The following is a 22,223-nucleotide window of genomic DNA, read 5'->3' as shown; positions in this document are numbered from 1 at the left end:
GAGGGGAATTATAAATGTCTGATATTGCTGTTGAATCCTCAAACAATAAGAAAAAAGGTCTGGGCCGTGGCCTGGGCTCTTTGCTTGGTGGTCCTGCTCCGGCTGCAGAAATGCCGGCGGTAAAGGCTCCCGCTACATCTATTAATAATGTTAACTCCGCGCCAGCTCCTGCAACACCAGCAGCTGCTCCTCAGGTAGTAGCAACACCCGTTGCCCCTCCCGTAGATCCTGAGAGCAAAATCTGGAAGGTTGCGATCGACAAGCTTTCGCCAGGCCAATTTCAGCCTCGTAAGCAGTTTGATAAAGAACCTCTGCAAGAGCTGGCTCAGTCTATTAAAGAGAACGGCATTCTTCAGCCCATCGTGGCGCGCAGAACCGCTTCTGGAAAATTGGAAATCGTCGCCGGTGAACGTCGTTGGAGAGCATCCCAACTGGCGGGCCTGCATGAAGTTCCAGTTATCCTGAAGAATTACGACGACAAGCAGGCCTTGGAACTTGCGATTGTTGAGAATATCCAGCGTGAAGATTTGAATCCAATCGAAGAGGCAGAAGGTTATTCTCGCCTTATTTCTGAATTCAAATTGTCTCAGCAGCAGGTGGCCGAAAAAGTGGGTCGTGACCGTGCAACTGTTGCTAATGCTGTTCGTCTTCTTTCATTGCCTGAGCAGGTGAAAGAGATGATCTCTGGAAACGAACTTTCCGTAGGTCACGCTAAGGTTCTTCTTTCTTTGCAGGATCCAAAGAAGCAGATCGAATTTGCGAAAAAAGTTTTGAACGAAAAAATCGCAGTTCGTAAGCTTGAAAAAATGGTGCAGGCGGTCGTAAAAGGCCAAGAGGAAGTTGAAGAGGCGCCGACTTTTGATTCTAATGTAACTCAGCGTTTGATTTCTGGTTTAAGCGAAGAGCTTCAGAAAATGCTGGGAACAAAAGTGAACATTGATTATGCCAATTCAAAGGGTAAAATCAGCATTCATTTCTATTCCGATGATGAACTAACTAATTTGGTAGATAGGCTTAAAGAAGGATGGCAGTAGGACTTTCCCCCGCACTTCAAGAAGATCTCCTTTCTGGTCATGTGACAGCGATCCTTGACCAGGGAACCCATTTCGAAGGAAAGCTCAGCTTCGAAGGGACCGTCCAAATCGGCGGTGATTTTAAGGGGGAAATCTTTACCAAGGACACCATTGTCATCAATGAGGGGGCCTCAGTGACCGCTCAAATTGAGGCCGATACCATTGTTATATCAGGCCGGGTTGAGGGAAATCTCTTTGCCCGCCGCAGGGTTATAATGCACCCTCCAGCCATCTTTAAAGGCACCGTAACATCCCCAAGTCTGCGCATTGACGAAGGGGTTGTTTTTGAAGGGGCTTCATACATGCCTAAGTCTTAGGCATCCCAACATTATCAGTTAGAAATACGCCTTGACCTGTTCTGACCCCAATGCTAATCCCGAAGGTCAAAAAATCAGTAGGGATTTCAACCAAATGGACATTTTTGGACAATTAGGTATCAATACCACAGCAGTCATTCAGTTTGTGCTCTTTGCAATCGCCTTGATCTTCTTAAGCAAGGTTGTTTTTGCTCCTTATGCTCATGCATTGGAAGAAAGAGAAAGAAGAACCAAAGGTGGGGAAGACCTTGCCCTTGAATACCAAAGCAAATCCATCGAATTGCAGACAGAGTACGAGGCAAAAGTACGTGATCTGAACACTCAGATGAAATCAATTATTGATGCTGCAAAAACTCAGGTGAATAAAGATTACGAATCTTTGGTTTCTAAAGCGCGCACAGAGTCTGAGACATTGGTTCAAACGAACAGAACCAAAATCACCTCTGCAGTTTCTTCTGCGGCGGCGGATTTGAAATCTCAAACGAACGCTGTAGCAATGGCAATCACTAGCAAGCTTCTTGGTAAATAAGAGAGTTACATTATGAAATTGATCTTGAATCTGATGATTTTGTTGGCTCCTGCAGCTGTACTTGCGGCAGGTGGACATGGCGGCGAGGGAATTCCTAAGGCAGTTATGTACCAGGCGATCAACGTTGCGATCCTTGTTGCAGGTCTTATCTACTTCACGAAAGACGGTATCGTTTCTTTCTTTGCTGGAAGAAAAACAGCTTATCTTGAGGCGGCTCAGAAATCTGCGTTCGCTCGCGAGCAGGCTGAAAAAGAGTTCGTGGATATCAAATCCAAATTGGCGAACTTGGATCAGACTCGTGAAGAAAATCTTCGTAAGGCGCAGGCTCATGCTGAGGACTTGAAAAAACAAATCCTTGGAGAGGCCGCTGACGTTTCCAAGCGCATCCAAAACGATGCGGAACTCACTGTTAAGTTGGAAGTGCAACGTGCTCAAAAAGAACTTCGCACACAGCTTCTGAAAGATTCTGTTGAGGCGGCCCGCATCGTTCTGACGAAGGATCTGGGTTCTTCCGATCAACAAAAATTGCAAAAAGATTTCATCAACAACGTTGGAGTGTAAGCCGATGAGAGTCAGCGAGATTTCCAAAAGATACGCAAAGGCCCTTTTGGCTGTAACAAAACAAAAAGGCATCCACTCCCAAGTGTTCGGGGAACTGCAAACTCTAGTGCAGTCATTCGCAACAGATGCTTCCGTGAAAAGTTATTTCGAAAATCCGATGGTCAGTTCTGATCAAAAGGTTGCCGCTGTGAAAACAGCTTTGTCAGGCAAAGGTGTGTCTGAAGAAGTTGTAAACACCGTGGTTCTTTTGGCGGAAAAAAACCGCATGGACATCCTTGGCCAAATGGCGATCGCATTCCGCGATCTTTTGGATATTGAAGAAGGTGTTACTCGCGGCGTGGTTCGCTCTGCTCAGCCTTTGACCGCTGACGCGCAAAAAGAGATCGAACAAAAAATCAATAAAGTTTTAAATAAGAAGATCGTTCTGACGTACGAACAAGATTCCAAACTGCTTGGAGGCGTTGTCGCTTCTGTAGGCGGCTGGACTTTCGATGACAGCATCGACACTCATCTTAAAAAATTGAATGAAGAATTAAACAGGAGAGCCAACTAACAATGGAAACACAAATCCGTGCTGACGAGATCAGTCGCGTTCTCAAAGAGCAAATCAATCAATACAACAAAAAGATTGAAGTAAGTGAAACAGGTAGCGTTCTTTCCGTAGGGGACGGGGTTGCTCGTATCTATGGTCTTGAAAACGCAATGGCTGGTGAACTTGTAGAGTTCCCAGGCGAAGTATACGGAATGGTTCTGAACCTTGAAGAAGGTTATGTTGGCGCCGTATTGTTCGGTGAAGACCGTCACATCAAAGAAGGCGACGTAGTTAAAAGAACGAAAAAAATCGTTTCCGTTCCTGTAGGTGAAGCTCTTCTTGGTCGCGTAGTAGACGCTCTTGGTAACCCGATCGACGGCCGTGGCGCTATCAACACGCCTCACTCCCGTATCGTTGAAACTAAAGCTCCTGGTATCGTTTACCGTCACCCAGTTGAAGAGCCTCTTCAAACAGGTATCAAAGCGATTGATGCTCTTGTACCAATCGGTCGTGGTCAACGTGAGTTGATCATCGGTGACCGTCAAACTGGTAAAACAACTATCGCGGTTGACACTATCATCAATCAAAAAGGTCAATGTTCACTGCTTCTACGTAGCTATCGGTCAAAAACAATCCACAGTTGCTCTGGTAGTTGAAAAACTGCGTGCAGCGGGTGCTCTTGAGTACACAACTGTTATCGCGGCGAATGCATCTGACCCAGCTCCACTTCAATACCTGGCTGCTTACTCTGGTACAGCAATGGCGGAATACTTCCGTGATACTGGCAGACATGCTTTGATCGTTTACGATGACTTGACGAAACAAGCTCAAGCTTACCGTCAATTGTCTTTGCTTCTTCGCCGTCCTCCAGGACGTGAAGCATACCCAGGAGACGTATTCTATTGCCACAGCCGTTTGTTGGAGCGTGCTTCTAAATTGTCTGCTGATAAAGGCGGCGGTTCTTTGACTGCATTGCCAATCATCGAGACTCAAGCGGGCGATATCTCTGCTTACATCCCAACTAACGTTATCTCTATCACTGATGGTCAGATCTTCCTTGAATCCGATTTGTTCTACAAAGGTATCCGTCCAGCTATCTCTGTAGGTAAATCAGTATCTCGCGTGGGTGGTGCGGCTCAAATTAAAGCGATGAAACAAGTTGCCGGTTCAATGAAACTTGAGCTTGCTCAGTTCCGTTCTATGGAAGCTTTTGCGGCGTTTGCATCCGACCTGGATAAAGCATCTCAGCAACAGCTTGCTCGTGGTCGTCGTTTGATCGAAGTGTTGAAACAACCACAATACTCTCCGGTAAAAGTTGAAGAGCAAATCATCATGATCTTCGCTGCTGGTAACGCGTTCGTGGATCAATACCCAGAGACAGACGTTAAGAGATACGAAAAAGAGATGATTGAGTTCTTGAAAAACAAGCACTCTGACATCATCAAAACGATCTCTGAGAAGAAAGCAATTGCTGACGATACTAAAAAAGCATTGTTGGCAGCTCTTGAAGAGTTCAAAGCTATCTTCCAACCTTCTAAGAAGTAATTTGGTGCTTAAATGGCAAGCTTGAAGGATATCCGGGCTCGGATTGAGTCCACAAAAACACCCAGCAGATCACGAAAGCGATGAAGCTCGTGTCTGCTGCAAAGTTAAGAAAGGCGCAGAATAACATCGTTAATATGCGTCCTTATGCATTGACTTTGCGTAAGGTGATTGCGGATATCGCTGTGACAAACAAAGTGTCGCATCCGTTGATGGAGAAGAAAGAACAAGTAAAGAATGTTTTGCTTGTTGTTATCACTTCTGATCGCGGTCTTTGCGGCGCTTTCAACAGCAATATCAACAAATTCGCTGAAGCTTATTACAACAACAACAAAGCTTCTCTAGAGAAGATCGACTTCCTGTTCGTGGGTCGTCGTGGTCATGACTACTTCGCAAGACGTGGTATTAAGCCGGTTGATTACATCACCAAGCTTGATAAGGACATCTCCTATGAGCTGGCTTCCAAAGTTGCAAATCGTGTGATGAATGATTACCTCGAAGGCGCATATGACGAAGTTCGTATCGTGCACAATGAGTTCCAATCTGCAATCTCCCAGACAGTGACTGCTGAAACTCTTTTGCCAATCAACCTTGGCTTGACGACTTTCAAAACAGAAGCTGACGCTGCATCCAACTTTGCTGTCGACATGATCTTCGAACCAGCTCCAGAGCAAATCATCAAAGAATTGCTTGAGAAACACTTCGAACTTCAAGTTTACAGATGTATGTCTGAGTCTGTTGCCGGTGAACATGGTGCTCGTATGAGCGCGATGGAAAACGCGACAAACAATGCGAAAGAGATGATCAACAAACTCACTCTGACGTACAACAAATTGAGACAAGAAAAAATTACTACAGAATTGACTGAAATCGTATCTGGCGCAGAAGCGCTTAAATAGGGAGCTGAATAATGGCATTCGGTAAAGTAAAACAGGTAATGGGTCCCGTAGTGGACGTAGAGTTCGAAGGCGGAGAACTTCCTGCGATCAACTCTGCTCTTCGCGTATCAAATAAATTTATCTCTGACGTTGAATTCAACCTTGTTCTTGAAGTTGCTCAGCACTTGGGCGACGGTGTTGTAAGAACGATCTCTATGGACCAAACTGAAGGTTTGGTTCGTGGTGAAAAAGTTAAGTCTTTGGGAACTCAGATCACTGCGCCAGTAGGCCGTGAAGCTCTGGGCCGTATCATCAACGTAGTTGGTGAGCCAATCGACGAAATGGGTCCAGTAAACGCAAAAGAACACTGGGGTATCCACAGAACAGCTCCAAAATTCGAAGATCAAGCAACTTCAGCTGCGATGTTGATGACTGGTATTAAGGTCGTTGACCTTCTGGCTCCTTACGCAAAAGGTGGTAAGATCGGTTTGTTCGGTGGTGCGGGTGTTGGTAAAACAGTTCTTATCCAAGAACTTATCCGTAACATCGCTACTGAGCACGGTGGTTTCTCCGTATTCGCAGGCGTTGGTGAGCGTACTCGTGAAGGTAATGACTTGTGGCAAGAGATGAAGCAGTCTGGCGTATTGGCTAAGACTTCTTTGGTGTTCGGTCAGATGAACGAACCTCCTGGAGCTCGTGCGCGCGTTGCTTTGACTGGTTTGACTGTTGCTGAATACTTCCGTGACGTTGAAAACCAAGACGTATTGTTCTTCGTAGATAACATCTTCCGCTTCACTCAAGCGGGTGCTGAGGTTTCCGCATTGTTGGGTCGTATCCCTTCAGCGGTTGGTTACCAGCCAACTCTTGCTACTGAGATGGGTACTCTTCAAGAGCGTATTACCTCCACTAAAAAAGGTTCCATCACTTCCGTTCAGGCGGTTTACGTACCAGCGGATGACTACACGGATCCAGCTCCAGCAACCACGTTCACTCACTTGGATGCTACGACAAACTTGGATCGTGATATCGCGGCTATGGCGATCTTCCCTGCGGTTCACCCATTGACGTCCACTTCACGTCTTTTGGATCCAACTGTTATCGGTGAAGAACACTACAAGTGCGCTCGTGACGTTCAGGCGTTGTTGCAACGTAACCGTGAACTTCAAGATATCATCGCGATCTTGGGTATGGACGAGTTGTCTGAAGCAGATAAACTTGTTGTATCTCGTTCTCGTAAAATCCAACGTTTCTTGTCTCAACCATTCTTCGTTGCTGAGCAGTTCACTGGCTTGCAAGGTAAATACGTTGATATCAAAGACACTGTTAAAGGCTTCCGCGAGATCCTTGAAGGTAAACACGATGCTCTTCCAGAGCAGGCGTTCTACCTTGTTGGTACTATCGAAGACGCTATCGAGAAAGCTAAGAAGTTGCAGGCTTAGTGCCTGCCTCTTCCTAAGGGGTGAATATGAAACTAACAATCGTGACTCCGGAAAAGCGCATCCTTGTTGGCCAAGAGGTCGACGAGGTGACTGTTCCAGCATTCAAGGGGGAATTGAACATTCTTCCTGGTCACGCTCCTTTGATCACGACTCTGGAAACAGGCGTGATGAAATGGAAACTCAAAGGAAAAGAAAAGCAGGACATAGCTGTTATCAGCTGGGGTTACTGCCAGGTTTCTCCTGAGGGCGTGAATATTCTTGCGAACATTGCTGATCTTCCAGAAGACATCGATCTTCAGGCGACGAAAGAGTTCTTGGCTCTTTCCGAGAAAAAGATCATGAACGAATTGATCACAGACGAAGACTGGGCCGAGTTCCAGCGCGACTGGGCTCATGCCAGAGCGAAAATCGAAGCGGCTGAACAACAGCCAGCTAAGAAGTAAGAATCAAAAACGGAGGCCACAGGCCTCCGTTTCTTTTTGGTGAATCTGCCAACCCTAAAACTAATTCTTTAGTGCAAATGTGCCTTGCGAGCTTTGCAGGATTTCTTCGCGGAACTGGGCGATCTTTTTTCCCGCGTCCTTATGATTGAAATACAGTTGAATGACCTGACGATAACCGCGGCTGCGCGGGAACAGACGAGGCGCGCCCAGGTTAACAACAATCAGCTTTGCCTTGTCGTCAGGGGAAAGCCCACGAATCTGGCGGGCCGTGCGGGGGCCAGTGACGCCAACAAATAAAGCCGTGCAGTGGGACTTCTTCGACCATGATGAAATGTCACCCGAGCCCGTACGAGTCTGCAAATGAAGTAGCGGCATTTTCGTTCCTGCCGAGAAGGAATTCAAAAAGTCGGTCGAGGGAGACGCCGCACAAACTTTTTCAACGGCGGCGGGCTTTCTTTGCGCCTTGGCCGGGGGAAGGCTGCGTGGAATCAGGCTGGTCTTTAAGTTTTGGGACAGAACTTCGTCTTCGATGCTTGCATAGTCAGCGGAAGTAAGGCTGTTGCCACTTAAAAGAGAGGGCGCCTTGGGGTCCTTGCGATAAACATTTGCAAAGGCCTTTACGCGAAGAATTCGGCGAAGCTTGCTATCAACATCATCAACAGACAGATCTCCGCTTTGCAGGGCCCCCAGGACGTATTCAAAGGCCTTTCCTTGATCAGAAAAGGACCAGGTCAGCATGACGATGTCAGACCCTGACTTTAACGCCTTTAAAGCCGCAGCCTCAGGGCGCAGGACTTGTTTGGATCCTTGCATCTGCAAATCATCGGTCATCACCAGGCCACGGTATTTGAGGTCGTCGCGCAAAAGGTTGGAGGCGATTTTACTGGAGAAGCTGGCGGGCTCGCGACTGGAATCAAGTTCGGGATAGATCAGATGTGACATCATCACTGCGATATTCTGCCCCAGCTTGCTATATCCAATGAAGGGCACCAGATCCCGTTTTTTAAAGAGGTCCAGAGAGGTTTTGTTTTCAACCACGGTGACATGGGGGTCTTGATTTAAGCTGCCTGTGCCCGGGAAGTGTTTTGCCGTGGGAATCACGCGCGCCCTCAGCAGACCTTTTGAATAAGCCACTCCAATATCGCGAACCAGCTCCGGGTCAGAGCCAAACGAGCGCACACCAATAAAACTTGTTGAATAGGGATCAACGACGTCCAGCACGGGTGCCAGATTCATATTGAAACCCACTTCACGCAAGAATAGGCCTGTTTGATGACCCATTTCTTCTGCCAGCAGTGGGGACTGAGTTTGGCCAATGGCCAATGCATTTGGAGGTGCTGGAGTGATGGGCAGGCGAGAGACCGCACCGCCTTCCTGGTCAATGGCTATAAAGGGCGGAAGCTTCGAGTGTTTGTAGCTGGCTTTATAAAGATTCAAATTCAGATCGCGAATCTGAGTGGCCGAGGTGATATTGCGTTTGAACAAGAGGAAAGAGCCGGGCTTGTGTTTTTCGATAAACGACTCAAGCTCAGGAGTGATTTCGGTATAGGGAAAGCCCACAATAAAAAGCTGTCCGACTTTTTCTTCGGGGGTCATTTGTGCAATTTTCTTATCAATAATTTTGGAGATCTTATCTGGACCAGCTAGCACAAGGTGGGGAAAAACAAGAATCAGAAGACTAATGCTCAAATTCCTAAAGATTTCCCTGATATACTTGCTCATATATTCAGACTATCACTGTGCCTGAACGAAGGTAGGCGAGATTTGAGAGACAGCATGAAATTGCACCAAAGTCTTAAATCAAAGGTATGTATCCTGCTAACAGTCTTTGTTGGCTTTTCGGCTATGGCCCAAGAGGTCGTCACAGATAATCTGGTCGAAGTGCCACCGCAGGATCTGCCACTGGTGGAAGTGCAAATCCCTCAAGACAACCTGGCACCTTACAAAGAGCGCCGTGAAACTCACGGGGTTTATTTTGGAATGGACTATGAGGCGATCAATTTTAAGAACTTCATTTCCACATTGGATGGCATGTCCTACAAAGATCTCTTCGGCGAAGACACGGTGAATCTGGTTCAGGCGGGGCTCGACTACAAATTCAATTTCTCTTTAGGGTCTGTGTCTGCAGGTCTTTTCTATGGAATGGGAAAGGTGGATGCAGACGGCTCCCGAAGTCTTGAAATCAGCAAGTACGGTGCGGCTTTCCGCTTTATGGCGGACATGATTGTGAACGAGCCCTATGTGGTTCCGTATCTTGGAATCAGCGCATGGCAGATGGGCATCTCGGAAAAAAGTGCGACGGATTCTTTTTCGGCGACGACTCAGATGGGCTACAACTATACCCTGGGCTTCTTGATCCAGCTGGATTGGATCGACTATGATACGGCCAAAGAAACCACCTTCAACTGGGGACTGGAAAACACTTTCCTGGATGTGTACGCCACTCAGTACGCCAAAACTGAAGCGCCGGATGATCCGAATACAGAAACGGATTTCACCTATGGTGCCGGTCTTCGATTTGAATTCTGATCAAGGAGTCGTTCGGTCATTGGTGGTTCCATCGCCAAGCTGGCCGGCATAGTTGGCACCCCAACAGCGGTAACTTCCAAGATTGTTCAGCGCGCAGACATGTCCACTTCCATTGTCTCCCCCCTCGCCAGCAGCAACACCGATCTGACGGCCTGCTAAACTACCTACCTGAAGAGGTTTGAACGTAGGAACGTAAGAGCCATTTCCGATCATGCCAGTTGAGTTCGATCCCCAGCAGAAGAGATCGCCACTGTTATGGAGGGCACAAGCGGTGCCGTTGCCATTAGCATCGTTTCCATAGCCTAAGGCAAGATCCTCAATGCCAGTTAGACCGAAAACATCTACTGGAACTAGTGAATATGTCACTGAGTTGTCGTTGTTTCCCAGGGTTCCGTATGGATTGGCGCCCCAGCATTTTACTGTTCCGCTTTCCAGCAGGGCGCAACTGCAGCCATCGTTCATCCATGCTGAGGAAGCGGTGAGAACTTTCTTTACATTTCCAAGTCCGCTCACCTGCACGGGCGTCGCCGAGTTATTTCCTGAGCCATCTCCCAGCTGCCCAGAGCCATTACCGCCCCAACAGACGACATTCTTTGATTCCAAAAGGGCACAGGAATGACCACGACCTGTGGAGATTTGCAAGACACCAGTGAGCCCGGTAAAGGACACGGGGGTTAAGCTGAAAGTTGTCCCATTGCCGATATTGGCTGGATGATGGCCCCAGCACTTGATGGTCTTATCTGAAAGAAGCGCACAGGCATATCCATAATTGCCCCATTTTTCTCCGGAGGCAGAGACGGAGATGACCCCAGAATCCAATCCCTGCACTTGAACGGGAGTATTAGAATCCGCTGTCTGTCCGTTACCAAGCTGACCGCTTCCATTATTTCCCCAGCAGCGAACGGCGCCATGTGAGGTGAGGCCACAGCTAAAATTATCACTGACAGAAATGCTGTCGTAGCTGATGCCGGGATCGTTCACTTTTACTGGTGATGTGCTATCGATGTTGCCGCCGTCGCCGAGTTGTCCTGAGGAGTTTTCACCCCAGCACCAGATGGACCCATCCGCCTTAAGCAAGCACGTATGGTTGGCGCCTGCAGAGATCTTGGAGATCAGGGCGGTGTTGTAGGGTTTTTCATTGGAGCTGGTGCTGTCGTTTACAATAAGTTTGGCGTCGATACTGCACGCAGTGCAAAGCACAGCAATGGACATTGCCATAAAAGAAACGCACAGAAATCGGAAGTTCATGTGAGAACTTATCGGGATAATCCGTGAACTTCTAAAATCATCTCATTTAGAAACAAGTCCGTCTCTAGATAAGACGAAGCAAGGCATCGAGCTCATCGTGCACAGCAGACCAAGTGATTGTGGCAAGCTTGATATTCAAGCGATTGTCTGGTGTGAGCGAGTACTTCTTGCTTTCGCGGATGGCCAGTTGAATGACCTTTTCCGGACTGAGTTTTGTTTTCTCGGTGAAGATCAAGGACACGGACTTCAAGCCGGCGCTGATATCACGAACTCCCAGTTCTTTACACTGACGACGAATCAGCATAAGTCCCATCAGATTCACGGTCTGATCCGGGATTGGGCCAAACTGATCGCGTAACTCTTCTTCGATACGGTCCAAATCTTCGTTGGATGAAATATCCGCCAGAGCTTTGTAGTAACCAAGACGAATGCGGATGTCCTTGATATAAGAGTCGGGAATTAGAGCCGGGATCTTCAGATTGATTTCCGGGTCCAAGTCCATGTCTTCAACAGATTCACCCTTGGCTTCGGCCAGGGCTTCATTCAGAAGATCCATATACAGCTCATAACCGACCGTATTGATATGGCCGGATTGCTCATCACCCAGGATATTTCCAGAGCCACGTAGTTCCAAATCGTATTGTGCGATCTTAATACCACTGCCCAGGGCGGTGTTTTCCTGAATGATCTTCAGGCGCTCTTGTTGTTCTTTATCGAGCTTGCGATCTCTTGGCATCATCAGATAGCAATAGGCGCGTGTTTTGCTGCGGCCGACACGTCCACGCAATTGATAAAGCTGTGACAATCCGAATAGGTGAGCGGTATCAATAAACATGGTGTTGGCGCGAGGCACGTCCATGCCTGACTCCACAATGGCGGTGCAAACCAGAACGTCGATTTCGTGATGGAAGAAGGCGAGCATGGCTTTTTCCAGTTCGTGCTCTTCCATCTGTCCGTGCGCCACACGAATGCGGGCTTCGGGCACAATTTGGCGAATTTCATCCACCAGACCGTAAATGGATTCAATGCGATTGTGGATAAAGTACACCTGACCGCCGCGGGAAATTTCTGCGCTGATCGCTTTGCGAATGGTTTCAGCGTCAAATTTAGTCACAAAGGTGCGCGTCGGCAGGCGGTCCACCGGAGCCGTATTAATCAAACTCAAATCGCGAATTCCCACCAAGGCCATATTCAGCGTGCGTGGAATTGGTGTGGCGGACAAAGTCAGGGTGTCCACGCTGGTTTTTATTTTTTTGATTTTCTCTTTATGAGTGACGCCGAACTTTTGTTCTTCGTCGATAATCAATAGACCCAGATCTTTGTATCCAACCGCAGAACCCAACAACTTGTGTGTGCCTACGATCAGATCGACTTTTCCGTCTTTAAGATCCTGCAAAGTTTTTTTGGCTTCAGCCGGAGGAACAAAACGATTAAGAACACGAATATCAATAGGCCAGCCTTCAAAGCGTTTTTTGAAAGTTTCAAAGTGCTGGAATGTTAGTACGGTTGTTGGCGCCAGAACAGCAACCTGCTTGCGGGCCTGAATAGCAAAGAAGGCCGCGCGCATGGCCACTTCAGTCTTGCCAAAGCCCACATCGCCACAGACCAGACGATCCATGGGCTTCGTGGATTTTAAATCACGGCGAATATCGTTGATAGCGCGAAGCTGATCATCGGTTTCCTCATAGGGGAAGCCGTTGTCGAACAAGGCCACTTCATTTTCATTCATTGCAAACGGAGGTCGATGCATCTCTGCGCGCTTGGCGTAAAGTTGCAGAAGATCTGAGGCAATATCCCGAACGTGTGCTTTAACTTTGGCTTTGGTTTTTTCCCAAGCAGTGCCACCCAGCTTGTCTAAAATACTGGTGGCTCCGGCGCCCGAGAATTTCTGCAACTGACCCACACGATAGACGGGCAGGTACAGTTTATCTTTATCTTTGTAGCCGACCTGAATGTATTCAGATTCGACTCCGCCGATATTCATGATCTTGAGGCCTTCGTACTGACCGATGCCGTGTTTGACGTGCACAACAAGATCGCCGGGTTTTAAATCTCCAAAGGACAGACGCTTGGCTTGCTTCTGGAAGTCTTCCGCTCCGGTACTTTCACGCGAACGCTGCTTTTTGCCATAGAAGTCTTCATCACGCAGGAAGATCAGACGCTCTTCCTCAAGGCGCAAACTTTCTGACAGATAGCGGGGCACGATATGGATCAAACTATGATTCTGATCCTGCTCTTGCAGCCAGGAATCCCAGCGATAGTCGTCGTTGTTGGTACGAACGGCCTTCAGTTCCAGCTTTTCAAATACCAAAGACAGGCGATCAATGTGAGATTGGTTCTTGGTGCTGACGAAGATGCGATAACCTTCGTCACGCCAGCGGTGAAGTTTGTTGGTTGCTGCCTGCAGCCATTGTTCGGAACCGACCGCATTGGCAAGACCCAGATTGGTAAAGTCCTGGGTCAGGGCCGTGCGATATTCCACCCGAGAATCATCCGAGTTTTCCTCTTCAAAGTATTCCAATGAAGAAAAATAGATCTGCCGCGAATTCAGCGGATAGTTGACGCTCTCAAAAACAGTATAAAGATCTTTCAGCGATGGACGAATGACATGAGCCTCGCTGGTTGTATAGTCGGCTTTGATCTCTGCCCAGCTTTCGTCCGCGCAACGTGAGATTTCGACAGGGTCAAGGAACCATAAGTTGAGGGCCCCTGGGAAGTGTTCTACAGGATTAGCCAGCTCGCCGTAGAAATAGGGAAGCAGGAATTCAATTCCCGGAAAAGCATTCTTCAAAACCAAAGAGCGCAGGGTTTCCTCAGCTTCGGCCTTATCCACTTTGCGTCCCTCAAGAGAGGTGCGCACCCGCTGCAGCAGTCGTTCATGGGTTTCATCACGGAAAATTACTTCGCGGGCCGGAGTCAGAACAAAAGAAGAAATCTCATCAGCGCTGCGCTGATCCGATATGGTAAAATGGCGAAGGCTTTCAACCTGATCACCGAACAGATCCATGCGGATGGGTTGAGGCTCGGTCGGTGGATAGATATCCACGATACCCCCGCGCACCGCAAACTGCCCCTTGTCTTCAACCATCGGAGCAGCGACATACCCCAAAGAGCCGAAGTACTCGGAAAGATTTTCTGGAAGTTCATCCCCCGCACGCACTGTTCGCGAAAGATCCTTCAGGATCTTGACCGGCAAGGTCTTCTGCATCAGCGCGTCAGAAGAGGATATGAATATTTCTCCAGCTTTGGCCGACTGAGCTTTCGCCAGGAAGCGGATGCGATCAGAAACCACCTGAGTGTTGGGGTAGAGACCAGAATACGGCGAAACATCGAAAGCGGGCAGAATATGGCTTTGACGACTTGGGTCAAAGAACTCCAGAAGCTGCTGCAAAGTCACGGCATCGCGATGACTGCCAACCACAACAAGATGCGGCAAGCCGTTGATTCTTTTAGAGTATGTTTGTGACAAGAAGTACGCAAGCGCAAGCGGTGACGCAGCTCCGGTCACTTGAATCTTTCCGCGAGTTGTTTCGAAGGCTCTTTCCAGGATGGTTTCAAGCCTTGTGTGAGTTATTTCGGCTTTCATTTGGTGGGCTCATCTTGCCACGCTTATCGCCTTGTTTCCATTCATATTTCTTGGATTTCACTGACGACACATATATAACTAATTGAAATCCAAATAATAACGACAACTTTGGAGGGACTAGTGCCACTCGGTGGAGTCATATTCATCGTCATATTCATTGCTCTTTTTGGAGCTTTTTTAGTTTGGCTTGCTGCCAATATCACCGGAACTAAACCGGTTTATAACCCCGTGAAGTACGAGCCCTACGAGTGCGGTATTCCTGGGATCGAAAAGAAAGAGACTAAGATTTCTGTTAAGTACTACCTAACAGCGATCCTTTTCATTCTTTTCGATATCGAGATTATCTTCATGTACCCTTGGGCGATTTCATTCCGTGAATTCATCTCGACTGGTGGTGGCGCTTTCGTCTTCATCTCGATGATGGTGTTCATCGCGATCTTCATCTTCGGGCTCTTCTGGGAAGTTAAATCAAAAGCTTTGGAGTGGGACTAATCAATGGGAATGGGTAAAGATATTTTTGAAATCACCGTGAACGGCCTGAAGTTGGTCGTCATCTTCCTGATGATGGTTCAAATGGTGCCGATTCTGGTTTGGCTGGAACGTCGTGGTTCTGCATTCATTCAAGATCGCTTGGGTCCGAACCGAGTTGGTCCTTTGGGTTTGATGCAGCTTCTTGCTGATGCCGTGAAGTTCTTGACGAAAGAAAACTTCGTTCCTCAGAATGCAAAAACCTTCCTGTACTATGCAGCGCCGGTATTTGCGTTGATTCCTGGGGCGGTGGCTTTCTCGGCAATTCCAATGTCCTCTCCGATTCAGGTGGGAACTTTTGAAATGTTTGGCTCCACTTGGGGTCCTTACACTTTCCTGGTTCAAGGTTATGAAATCGGCGTGGGTATCGTCTTCATCCTGGGTGTCAGCTCTTTGGCTGCCTACACATTGTTGATGGCAGGCTGGGGTTCTGGCAACAAGTACACTTTGATGGGTGCGCTTCGTGCTTCTGCTCAAACGATCTCTTACGAACTGGCTTTGGGTCTTTCCATTGTCGGCGTGATCATGCTTTATGGAACATTCAATCTGACGGAAATGACATTGGCTCAACAGGGTCCGTTGTCCTTCACGTTCTTGGGTCATTCCATCGCCGCAAACTGGTTGCCAAACTGGGGTATCTTCTACCAACCGCTGGGAGCCGTCTTGTTCTTCTCTGCGGCGTTTGCTGAATCCAACCGTTTGCCATTCGATTTGGCCGAAGGTGAGTCCGAGCTGGTGGGTGGTTTCCATACTGAGTACGGCGGCTTCAAGTTCAACATGTTCTTCATCGGGGAATACGGTCATATGATGATCGCTTCTGGCTTGATGGTGTTGTTCTTCTTTGGTGGTTACACAATCCCGTTTGTTTCTATTGCAGAACTGAATGAATGGGCTGCGGGCGTGACATCCACGGCGGGTAAGGCTAGCGCGCTGGTGGCATTGATTCACTTCCTGGCATTCAACATCAAGTTTGCTTTCTTTATGTGGGTCTTCATCTGGGTTCGTTGGACGCTACCTCGGTTCCGTTACGATCAGTTGATGGATCTGGGCTGGAAGACGATGCTTCCTTGGGCTTTGGCTAACACCATTATCACAGCCTTTGTGATCTTCATCGCATCTTTGTAAGGAGTTAAAATGACAGCAGATGCATTTCTTTTTTGGTTCTTAGCGTTTGTCACTCTGGCCTCTGGCCTTAGTGTCATTTTGATGTCCAATCCGATCTATTCAGCTCTGTGCCTGGCAATGACCATGGTGGGTATCTCTGCCTTGTTCGTGACCTTAAACGCCTTCTTTATCGCGGGTGTTCAGTTGATCGTTTATGCCGGCGCGGTCATGGTTCTGTTTACGATGGTGATCATGCTCTTCGACTTGAAAAAAGACGTTCAAGCATTCACCAAAGGGAAATTCACGGGGGCTGTTAAGATTGCCTCTGTGGGCTTGTTGGCAGGACTTGTTGTGGGCGCGATCGCTATGTCTGTCAGCTTGATGGGTGAAAAAACCACGGACAATCCGGTGCTGGTGGGCACGGGCATGGAAACAACCAAAGTTTTGGGTAACATTTTGTTCACCAAATATATCTTCGGTTTCGAAGCTTTGGGTGTGCTTCTTTTGGTAATCGCAGTAGGTGCTGTCGCTTTGGCACGCAGTAAAGGTGGAACACATGAACACTGAGTTCATTACAAATATCGGTCTGACACACTATTTGGTTCTGGCAGCATTGTTGTTCGTTATCGGTATGGCAGGGGTTCTTCTTCGCCGTAACGTGATCGTTCTTTTGATGTCTATCGAGTTGATGCTGAACTCTGTGAATCTGACATTCATCGCGTTCAGTAAATACCTGGGCATTTTGGATGGTCATATCATGGTCTTCTTCGTTATGACGATTGCAGCGGCGGAAGCGGCTGTGGGTCTGGCGCTGGCAGTGTCCATCTTTAAACGATTCAACGAAGTGAATATCCGCTTCTTTGAGCACTTGAAAGGTTAAGGGAGACAGCTGTGAATCATTCTCTTTTAATGGCAATCCTGATTCTGGCTCCTTTTGTTGGTTTCCTGATCAACGGTGCCAGATATAAAAAACACTCCGGCAACGTGGCGGGCTCTATCGCGACGGTGGCTGTGGCGATCTCCTTTATCTCTGCAATTCTTCTGGTTGTGGATCTTATCTCCATGCCAGCAGAAGGCCGCCGTATTGCGGTGAGCTTCTTTGAGTGGATGGCGATTGATAAGTTCAAAGTCAATGCGGGCTTCGTAGTCGATCAGATCAGCGCCATCATGATCCTGGTGATCACAGGTGTCGGTACACTGATCCACTTGTTCTCTATCGGTTACATGCACCACGACAAGGGTGTGGCAAAATACTTTGCTTACCTGAATCTGTTCATCTTCAATATGTTGTTGCTTGTTTTGGGTGACAGCTTGCTTGTGATGTTCGTGGGTTGGGAAGGCGTGGGTCTTTGTTCTTACCTGTTGATCGGTTTCTGGTTCACGGACAAAGAAAAAGCGGCAGCGGGCATGAAAGCCTTCATCACCAATCGTATCGGGGATGCGGCGTTCTTGCTGGGTATGTTCGTTCTGTTCATCACATTCGGAACTTTGAACTTCTCTGAGTTGAATGCGTTGGCTCCGACAGTGGTTGAATCCTCCTGGTTGGGGGCTTTGACCTTGGGGACAATGTTCCTGTTCATCGGCGCGACTGGTAAATCCGCACAGATTCCATTGTATGTCTGGCTTCCAGACGCGATGGCCGGTCCTACACCAGTGTCCGCGTTGATCCACGCGGCGACGATGGTGACTGCCGGTGTGTACATGATCGTTCGTCTGAATCCTCTATTTATCATGGCTCCGAACACGATGATGGTTATTGCGATCATCGGCGCGGCGACAGCGGTTTTTGCGGCAACGATCGGTATCACTCAAAACGATATCAAAAAGGTTCTGGCTTATTCCACTGTGTCTCAGTTGGGTTATATGTTCCTGGCAGTCGGTGTGGGTGCGTTCGGAGCAGCGATGTTCCACTTGATGACTCACGCCTTCTTCAAAGCCCTGATGTTCCTGGGTTCTGGTTCTGTGATCCACGGAATGCATGAAGAACAAGACATCCGTAAAATGGGTGGTTTGAGAAAGTACATGCCAATCACTCATATCACTTTCGTGATGGGCTGGCTCGCGATCATCGGAACTCCGCTGTTCTCGGGTTTTTTCTCTAAGGATGAAATCCTGGCTTACGCTTTCCATTCTCCAATGGGTTCTCCGATCCTTTGGGCGGCGGGTGTTGTCGGTGCCACTTTGACGGCGTTCTATATGACTCGTTTGATGGCTTTGACGTTCTGGGGTAAGAGCCGTGTTTCCTCTGATGTTCACCCGCATGAATCTTCTGCGATCATGACGATTCCATTGATCATCCTGGCGATCCTTTCAGTGTTCGCGGGTTGGATTGGTGTGCCTCACGCAATTGGCGAGCATCTGGGTCACATGCCAAACTTCTGGGAACACTGGCTGCATCCGATGATTTCTCCGATTCCTGGCTGGACAGCACTTGATCACACAACTGAATGGATTCTGATGGGTTGTTCCGTGGGTCTTGCGACTGTTTCTGCGATCGTGGCTTATCAGTTCTACGTGAAGTCTCCGGAGACTCCGAAGAAAATCGCGGAAAGCATCAAGCCCGTGTACAACCTTGTTTACAACAAATACTTTGTGGACGAGGCGTACTTCGGCGGAATCATTAATCCTTTGATAAACCTAAGTAAGAACACCTGGTATTATATTGATGTGAACTTCATCGATAAAATGACCTTCTGGGCTGGAGACCTTGTGCGTGGCATGGGTTCTTTTGCTCGCTCTGTTCAAACTGGAAATATGCAGCAGTACGCGATGTATATCGGCATCGGTGTGGTTGTGGCTCTTTCATTTGTGATCATGAGGTAATGTATGATCCTAAGTAGCATTGTTTTTCTACCTCTTTTGTTCGCGCTTCTGATCGCGATTTGGCCGAAGGCGAACACAATTCGCCACTTGGCCCTGGGCTTTTCTTTGATCGAGTTCCTGGTCAGCCTTTCTATCTTTAAGCACTTCGACGCTTCGGCGACTGGCTTGCAACTGGTGGAAAAGTTCACTTGGATTGAACGCTTCGGTATTCAGTACTTCATGGGGATCGACGGGATCTCTTTGTGGCTGGTTCTTCTGACAACGTTCCTGACTCCGATCATCATTCTAGCTAGCTGGACATCCATCACTGAACGCGTAAAAGGCTTCCACGTTTGCTTGTTCATCCTGCAAACGGCGATGCTGGGTACTTTCCTGGCAATGGATGCGATCTTCTTCTATGTGTTCTGGGAGCTTTCTCTGGTTCCAATGTACTTCATGGTAGGTATCTGGGGTGGGGCACGCCGTATCTACGCAACAGTGAAGTTCTTCATCTACACGATGGCGGGCTCTGTTTTGATGCTGGTAGCGATCATCTATATGATGTACCTGACTCAGGAAGCTACCGGTCAGATGAGTGCAAGTCTTCTGGAGTTCTACAAACTTCAGATCCCGTTTGTGGGCGGCACGTTCTTCAGCCTTCAGACTTTGTTGTTCTTTGCATTTGCCCTGGCTTTTGCGATCAAGGTTCCGGTCTTCCCTTTGCACACTTGGTTGCCTGATGCCCACGTTGAAGCTCCGACTCCAGGTTCTGTGATCCTGGCTGGCGTAATGCTGAAAATGGGTACTTACGGTTTCATGCGCTGGGTGATTCCTCTTTTCCCAGAGGCTTCTGAATACTGGGCTTGGTTGTTCATGCTGATCGGTGTTGTGGGTATCATCTATGGTGCTTTGGTTGCGATGGTTCAGCCGGACGTGAAAAAACTGGTGGCTTATTCTTCCGTATCCCACATGGGTTACATCCTTTTGGGTCTGTTCGCGTTCAACGCGTACGGCATGGGTGGTGGTCTGTATCAGATGCTAAATCACGGTATCTCTACCGGCGCTCTGTTCATCCTGATTGGTATGATCTACGAAAGAACGCACTCTCGTGAAATTTCCAAATACGGCGGTTTGGCGGGTGTTCTTCCGCTCTTCACGATCTTCTTCTTTATCATCACTCTTTCTTCCATCGCGGTTCCAATGACGAACGGTTTCGTTGGTGAGTTCTTCATCCTTCTTGGAACTTATCAGGCACATCCGGTATTTGCTTACTTCGCAGTTTCCGGTGTGGTTCTGGGTGCGGTTTACATGTTGTGGATGTTTAAACGTGTCTTCTTCGGAGAGCAAGGGGAGCTTGTTAAAGACGAGCACCACCCACTGCATGATCTGAATGCGCGTGAAATTACAGTTCTGGTTCCATTGGTGATCATGGTGTTCTGGATGGGTTTGTTCCCGAATCATTTCCTGAACTATTCCAAAGCCAGCATCGACTATCTGGTGAACAACAGAAGTAACTATAATCTGACGATTGTTCAGCCCGGCGCCGTTGAAGTGACTCACGCGCAAGGAGAAAACTAATGAATATCAATATCGGTCTTAGCGACATTCTTCTGATCTCTCCGATGATCGCTTTGTTCTTGGCAAGCTTGCTGCCAATCACCACGAAGGTTCTTCGTGGTAACCGCGAACAACACTCTTTGATCACGCTTTCTCAAGCGTTGATTGGGATTGTAGCCGCGGTGGTTCTTTTGGTCGTTTTTGGTGGCGCAGACAAAACAGCCTTCAACAACGGCCTGATCTTTGATGGTGTGACTCAGTGGATGGGTATCATCGCATTGGCAGGTGCTGCGGCGGCAATGGTGATGATGTATGAAAATCCAGCGACAAAAGGAAAGCAGTTCTCTGAATTGATCTTCCTGGCGATGAGTTCTGCGATTGGTATGTTGATCCTGGTTTCTGCTGTGGATCTTTTGATGGTCTTCATCGGTCTGGAAATGATGTCTTTGGCACTTTACCTGATGATTGCGATGAGCCACGAAGAGAAGCTTTCTAAGGAAGCGGCTTTGAAATACTTCATCCTGGGTTCTTTTGCTTCGGCATTGTTCCTGTACGGTGTGGCCTTCATCTTCGGTTCTACTGGTGGCACAAACATTCTGAGCTTCATGGAAAATGCGGCTGAGCTTGTGCAAACAAGCCGTCTGTTCCTGTTTGGTGTGACTTTTGTGATCTTGGGTTTCTGCTTCAAGGTTTCCATCGCTCCATTCCATGCTTGGACTCCGGACGTTTACCAGGGTGCTCCGACTCCGCACACAGCCTTCATGGCGACTGCGGTGAAAACAGTGTCCTTCGCAGCTTTCTTGCGTATCATCGCAACGAAGTCTTTGACGGGTTCTGATCAGCTTTTTGATATCCTTCAATGGCTGGCAGTGATCACGATGATCGTCGGTAACACGGCGGCGATTCTTCAGAACAACTTCAAACGCATGATCGCGTATTCCTCTGTGGCTCACTCTGGCTATCTTTTGGTGGGTGTTATCACAGCGGGTGTTAGTGACAATGGGGCATTTGGTGCTTCTGGTGTGATCTTCTATTTGTTGGCTTACGGGCTGATGACGCTGGGTGCTTTTGCAATCGCAAGCATGATCGAAAAGTCTGAAAATCACATCGTGAACGTGGATGATCTGGCGGGTTTCGCAAAACAAAGACCTCTTCTGGCGCTTTGTTTGACTGTATTCCTGCTGTCTTTGGCGGGGATTCCGCCAACACTGGGCTTCTTCGGTAAATTCTATCTGTTCAATGCAGCTATCGGTGAAGGTTTGTTGTGGTTGGCGGTATGGGGTGTTTTGAACTCCGTGATCGGTGTTTACTACTACTTGCGTCCGATCGTAGTGATGTACATGAAAGAGGGCGACGCAGAGATTGCTGGTCACTCTTTGAACGCAACAACTGTCACGGCGGTTGTTATGGCTGTTGCCATTATTTTGATGGGCTTTGTATCTGGTCCCATTTTCTCTGCTGTCGAAAAAAGTCTTTTGTAGGACCTTCGACCTGAAAGAAACTTCAATAAGAGCCCCGGTGATGCCGGGGCTTTTTTTTGCCTTTATTCTATCTA

19 protein-coding genes and 1 pseudogene are annotated in these 22,223 nt (G+C 48.1%); 17 read left to right on the top strand and 3 right to left on the bottom strand.

All coding sequences use genetic code 11. The annotated features are described in order from the left end of the window. The first annotated feature begins 14 nt into the window (after positions 1–14). From ACES2G_RS17965 to atpC, 9 genes and pseudogenes are all read left to right on the top strand, one after another. Positions 15–1,034 carry a ParB/RepB/Spo0J family partition protein gene (locus tag ACES2G_RS17965; protein WP_374000935.1) on the top strand — a complete coding sequence of 340 codons (1,020 nt, stop codon included), beginning with the start codon at positions 15–17 and terminating at the stop codon, positions 1,032–1,034. Further along, on the top strand, positions 1,025–1,390 hold the full coding sequence (locus tag ACES2G_RS17960; protein ID WP_262555149.1) for a polymer-forming cytoskeletal protein: 366 nt from the start codon (positions 1,025–1,027) through the stop codon (positions 1,388–1,390). The genes ACES2G_RS17965 and ACES2G_RS17960 overlap by 10 nt, the downstream gene beginning before the upstream one ends. A 94-nt stretch (positions 1,391–1,484) precedes the next feature. Then, positions 1,485–1,919: a hypothetical protein gene (locus ACES2G_RS17955; protein ID WP_374000934.1), complete on the top strand. Its 435-nt coding sequence runs from the start codon at positions 1,485–1,487 to the stop codon at positions 1,917–1,919. 12 nt (positions 1,920–1,931) lie between these two features. Beyond that, positions 1,932–2,480 (top strand): ATP synthase F0 subunit B, encoded by a 549-nt coding sequence (locus ACES2G_RS17950; protein WP_347355683.1) that lies wholly within the window; start codon positions 1,932–1,934, stop codon positions 2,478–2,480. A 4-nt stretch (positions 2,481–2,484) separates the two neighbouring features. Further along, positions 2,485–3,033 (top strand): ATP synthase F1 subunit delta, encoded by a 549-nt coding sequence (atpH, locus tag ACES2G_RS17945; protein WP_374000933.1) that lies wholly within the window; start codon positions 2,485–2,487, stop codon positions 3,031–3,033. Positions 3,034–3,035: 2 nt separating this feature from the next. After that, positions 3,036–4,557 (top strand): annotated as a pseudogene (gene atpA, locus ACES2G_RS17940) (F0F1 ATP synthase subunit alpha). A gap of 80 nt (positions 4,558–4,637) precedes the next feature. Next, positions 4,638–5,453 carry an ATP synthase F1 subunit gamma gene (gene atpG, locus ACES2G_RS17935; RefSeq protein ID WP_374000932.1) on the top strand — a complete coding sequence of 272 codons (816 nt, stop codon included), beginning with the start codon at positions 4,638–4,640 and terminating at the stop codon, positions 5,451–5,453. An 11-nt stretch (positions 5,454–5,464) separates the two neighbouring features. Further along, the gene (gene atpD / locus ACES2G_RS17930; protein ID WP_374000931.1) at positions 5,465–6,871 is read left to right on the top strand and encodes a F0F1 ATP synthase subunit beta; all 1,407 of its coding nucleotides are present in this window, start codon (positions 5,465–5,467) and stop codon (positions 6,869–6,871) included. Positions 6,872–6,897: 26 nt separating this feature from the next. Next, positions 6,898–7,314: an ATP synthase F1 subunit epsilon gene (atpC, locus tag ACES2G_RS17925; RefSeq protein WP_347355691.1), complete on the top strand. Its 417-nt coding sequence runs from the start codon at positions 6,898–6,900 to the stop codon at positions 7,312–7,314. Between the two features lie 60 nt (positions 7,315–7,374). Here atpC and ACES2G_RS17920 read toward each other — a convergent pair whose 3' ends face one another. Next, the gene (locus ACES2G_RS17920) at positions 7,375–9,003 is read right to left on the bottom strand and encodes a glycoside hydrolase family 3 protein (RefSeq protein ID WP_374000930.1); all 1,629 of its coding nucleotides are present in this window, start codon (positions 9,001–9,003) and stop codon (positions 7,375–7,377) included. Between the two features lie 87 nt (positions 9,004–9,090). Here ACES2G_RS17920 and ACES2G_RS17915 point away from each other — a divergent pair, with 87 nt between their 5' ends. After that, entirely contained in the window at positions 9,091–9,843 is a 753-nt protein-coding gene (locus ACES2G_RS17915; protein ID WP_347355695.1) for a hypothetical protein, read from the top strand. Here ACES2G_RS17915 and ACES2G_RS17910 read toward each other — a convergent pair whose 3' ends face one another. Both ACES2G_RS17910 and mfd read right to left on the bottom strand, forming a co-directional pair. Continuing rightward, positions 9,844–11,091: an RCC1 domain-containing protein gene (locus tag ACES2G_RS17910; RefSeq protein WP_374000929.1), complete on the bottom strand. Its 1,248-nt coding sequence runs from the start codon at positions 11,089–11,091 to the stop codon at positions 9,844–9,846. A gap of 64 nt (positions 11,092–11,155) precedes the next feature. Beyond that, on the bottom strand, positions 11,156–14,677 hold the full coding sequence (gene mfd, locus ACES2G_RS17905) for a transcription-repair coupling factor (RefSeq protein ID WP_374000928.1): 3,522 nt from the start codon (positions 14,675–14,677) through the stop codon (positions 11,156–11,158). A 120-nt stretch (positions 14,678–14,797) separates the two neighbouring features. On the opposite strand from mfd, the gene ACES2G_RS17900 reads away from it, so the two are divergent. Genes ACES2G_RS17900 through ACES2G_RS17870 form a run of 7 tightly spaced genes read left to right on the top strand, consistent with a single transcriptional unit; the run spans position 14,798 to position 22,149 of the window. Next, positions 14,798–15,169 (top strand): NADH-quinone oxidoreductase subunit A, encoded by a 372-nt coding sequence (locus ACES2G_RS17900; RefSeq protein WP_262555174.1) that lies wholly within the window; start codon positions 14,798–14,800, stop codon positions 15,167–15,169. A 9-nt stretch (positions 15,170–15,178) separates the two neighbouring features. Further along, positions 15,179–16,330 (top strand): NADH-quinone oxidoreductase subunit H, encoded by a 1,152-nt coding sequence (locus ACES2G_RS17895; RefSeq protein ID WP_374000927.1) that lies wholly within the window; start codon positions 15,179–15,181, stop codon positions 16,328–16,330. A gap of 9 nt (positions 16,331–16,339) precedes the next feature. Beyond that, positions 16,340–16,876, top strand: a complete 537-nt coding sequence (locus tag ACES2G_RS17890; protein ID WP_347355702.1) for an NADH-quinone oxidoreductase subunit J — start codon at positions 16,340–16,342, stop codon at positions 16,874–16,876. Further along, positions 16,866–17,189 (top strand): NADH-quinone oxidoreductase subunit NuoK, encoded by a 324-nt coding sequence (gene nuoK, locus ACES2G_RS17885; protein ID WP_347355704.1) that lies wholly within the window; start codon positions 16,866–16,868, stop codon positions 17,187–17,189. The genes ACES2G_RS17890 and nuoK overlap by 11 nt, the downstream gene beginning before the upstream one ends. 29 nt (positions 17,190–17,218) lie before the next feature. After that, positions 17,219–19,132 (top strand): NADH-quinone oxidoreductase subunit L, encoded by a 1,914-nt coding sequence (gene nuoL / locus ACES2G_RS17880; RefSeq protein WP_374001917.1) that lies wholly within the window; start codon positions 17,219–17,221, stop codon positions 19,130–19,132. A 3-nt stretch (positions 19,133–19,135) separates the two neighbouring features. Continuing rightward, positions 19,136–20,689 (top strand): NuoM family protein, encoded by a 1,554-nt coding sequence (locus tag ACES2G_RS17875; RefSeq protein WP_374000926.1) that lies wholly within the window; start codon positions 19,136–19,138, stop codon positions 20,687–20,689. Continuing rightward, on the top strand, positions 20,689–22,149 hold the full coding sequence (locus ACES2G_RS17870; protein ID WP_347355708.1) for an NADH-quinone oxidoreductase subunit N: 1,461 nt from the start codon (positions 20,689–20,691) through the stop codon (positions 22,147–22,149). Before ACES2G_RS17875 ends, ACES2G_RS17870 begins: the two co-directional genes overlap by 1 nt. Positions 22,150–22,223: the final 74 nt, after the last annotated feature.

This window comes from Bdellovibrio bacteriovorus (genome assembly GCF_041888015.1).
Classification (GTDB): domain Bacteria; phylum Bdellovibrionota; class Bdellovibrionia; order Bdellovibrionales; family Bdellovibrionaceae; genus Bdellovibrio.
This window is presented reverse-complemented; position numbering and strand designations above follow the sequence as displayed.

Excerpts from the sequence above, each read along its gene's own strand:
- ACES2G_RS17965 (WP_374000935.1), top strand. The coding sequence starts at position 15 with ATGTCTGATATTGCTGTTGAATCCTCAAACAATAAGAAAAAAGGTCTG.
- ACES2G_RS17960 (WP_262555149.1), top strand. The coding sequence starts at position 1,025 with ATGGCAGTAGGACTTTCCCCCGCACTTCAAGAAGATCTCCTTTCTGGT.
- ACES2G_RS17955 (WP_374000934.1), top strand. The coding sequence starts at position 1,485 with ATGGACATTTTTGGACAATTAGGTATCAATACCACAGCAGTCATTCAG.
- ACES2G_RS17950 (WP_347355683.1), top strand. The coding sequence starts at position 1,932 with ATGAAATTGATCTTGAATCTGATGATTTTGTTGGCTCCTGCAGCTGTA.
- atpH (WP_374000933.1), top strand. The coding sequence starts at position 2,485 with ATGAGAGTCAGCGAGATTTCCAAAAGATACGCAAAGGCCCTTTTGGCT.
- atpG (WP_374000932.1), top strand. The coding sequence starts at position 4,638 with ATGAAGCTCGTGTCTGCTGCAAAGTTAAGAAAGGCGCAGAATAACATC.
- atpD (WP_374000931.1), top strand. The coding sequence starts at position 5,465 with ATGGCATTCGGTAAAGTAAAACAGGTAATGGGTCCCGTAGTGGACGTA.
- atpC (WP_347355691.1), top strand. The coding sequence starts at position 6,898 with ATGAAACTAACAATCGTGACTCCGGAAAAGCGCATCCTTGTTGGCCAA.
- ACES2G_RS17915 (WP_347355695.1), top strand. The coding sequence starts at position 9,091 with ATGAAATTGCACCAAAGTCTTAAATCAAAGGTATGTATCCTGCTAACA.
- ACES2G_RS17910 (WP_374000929.1), bottom strand. The coding sequence starts at position 11,091 with ATGAACTTCCGATTTCTGTGCGTTTCTTTTATGGCAATGTCCATTGCT.
- mfd (WP_374000928.1), bottom strand. The coding sequence starts at position 14,677 with ATGAAAGCCGAAATAACTCACACAAGGCTTGAAACCATCCTGGAAAGA.
- ACES2G_RS17895 (WP_374000927.1), top strand. The coding sequence starts at position 15,179 with ATGGGTAAAGATATTTTTGAAATCACCGTGAACGGCCTGAAGTTGGTC.
- ACES2G_RS17890 (WP_347355702.1), top strand. The coding sequence starts at position 16,340 with ATGACAGCAGATGCATTTCTTTTTTGGTTCTTAGCGTTTGTCACTCTG.
- nuoK (WP_347355704.1), top strand. The coding sequence starts at position 16,866 with ATGAACACTGAGTTCATTACAAATATCGGTCTGACACACTATTTGGTT.
- nuoL (WP_374001917.1), top strand. The coding sequence starts at position 17,219 with ATGGCAATCCTGATTCTGGCTCCTTTTGTTGGTTTCCTGATCAACGGT.
- ACES2G_RS17875 (WP_374000926.1), top strand. The coding sequence starts at position 19,136 with ATGATCCTAAGTAGCATTGTTTTTCTACCTCTTTTGTTCGCGCTTCTG.
- ACES2G_RS17870 (WP_347355708.1), top strand. The coding sequence starts at position 20,689 with ATGAATATCAATATCGGTCTTAGCGACATTCTTCTGATCTCTCCGATG.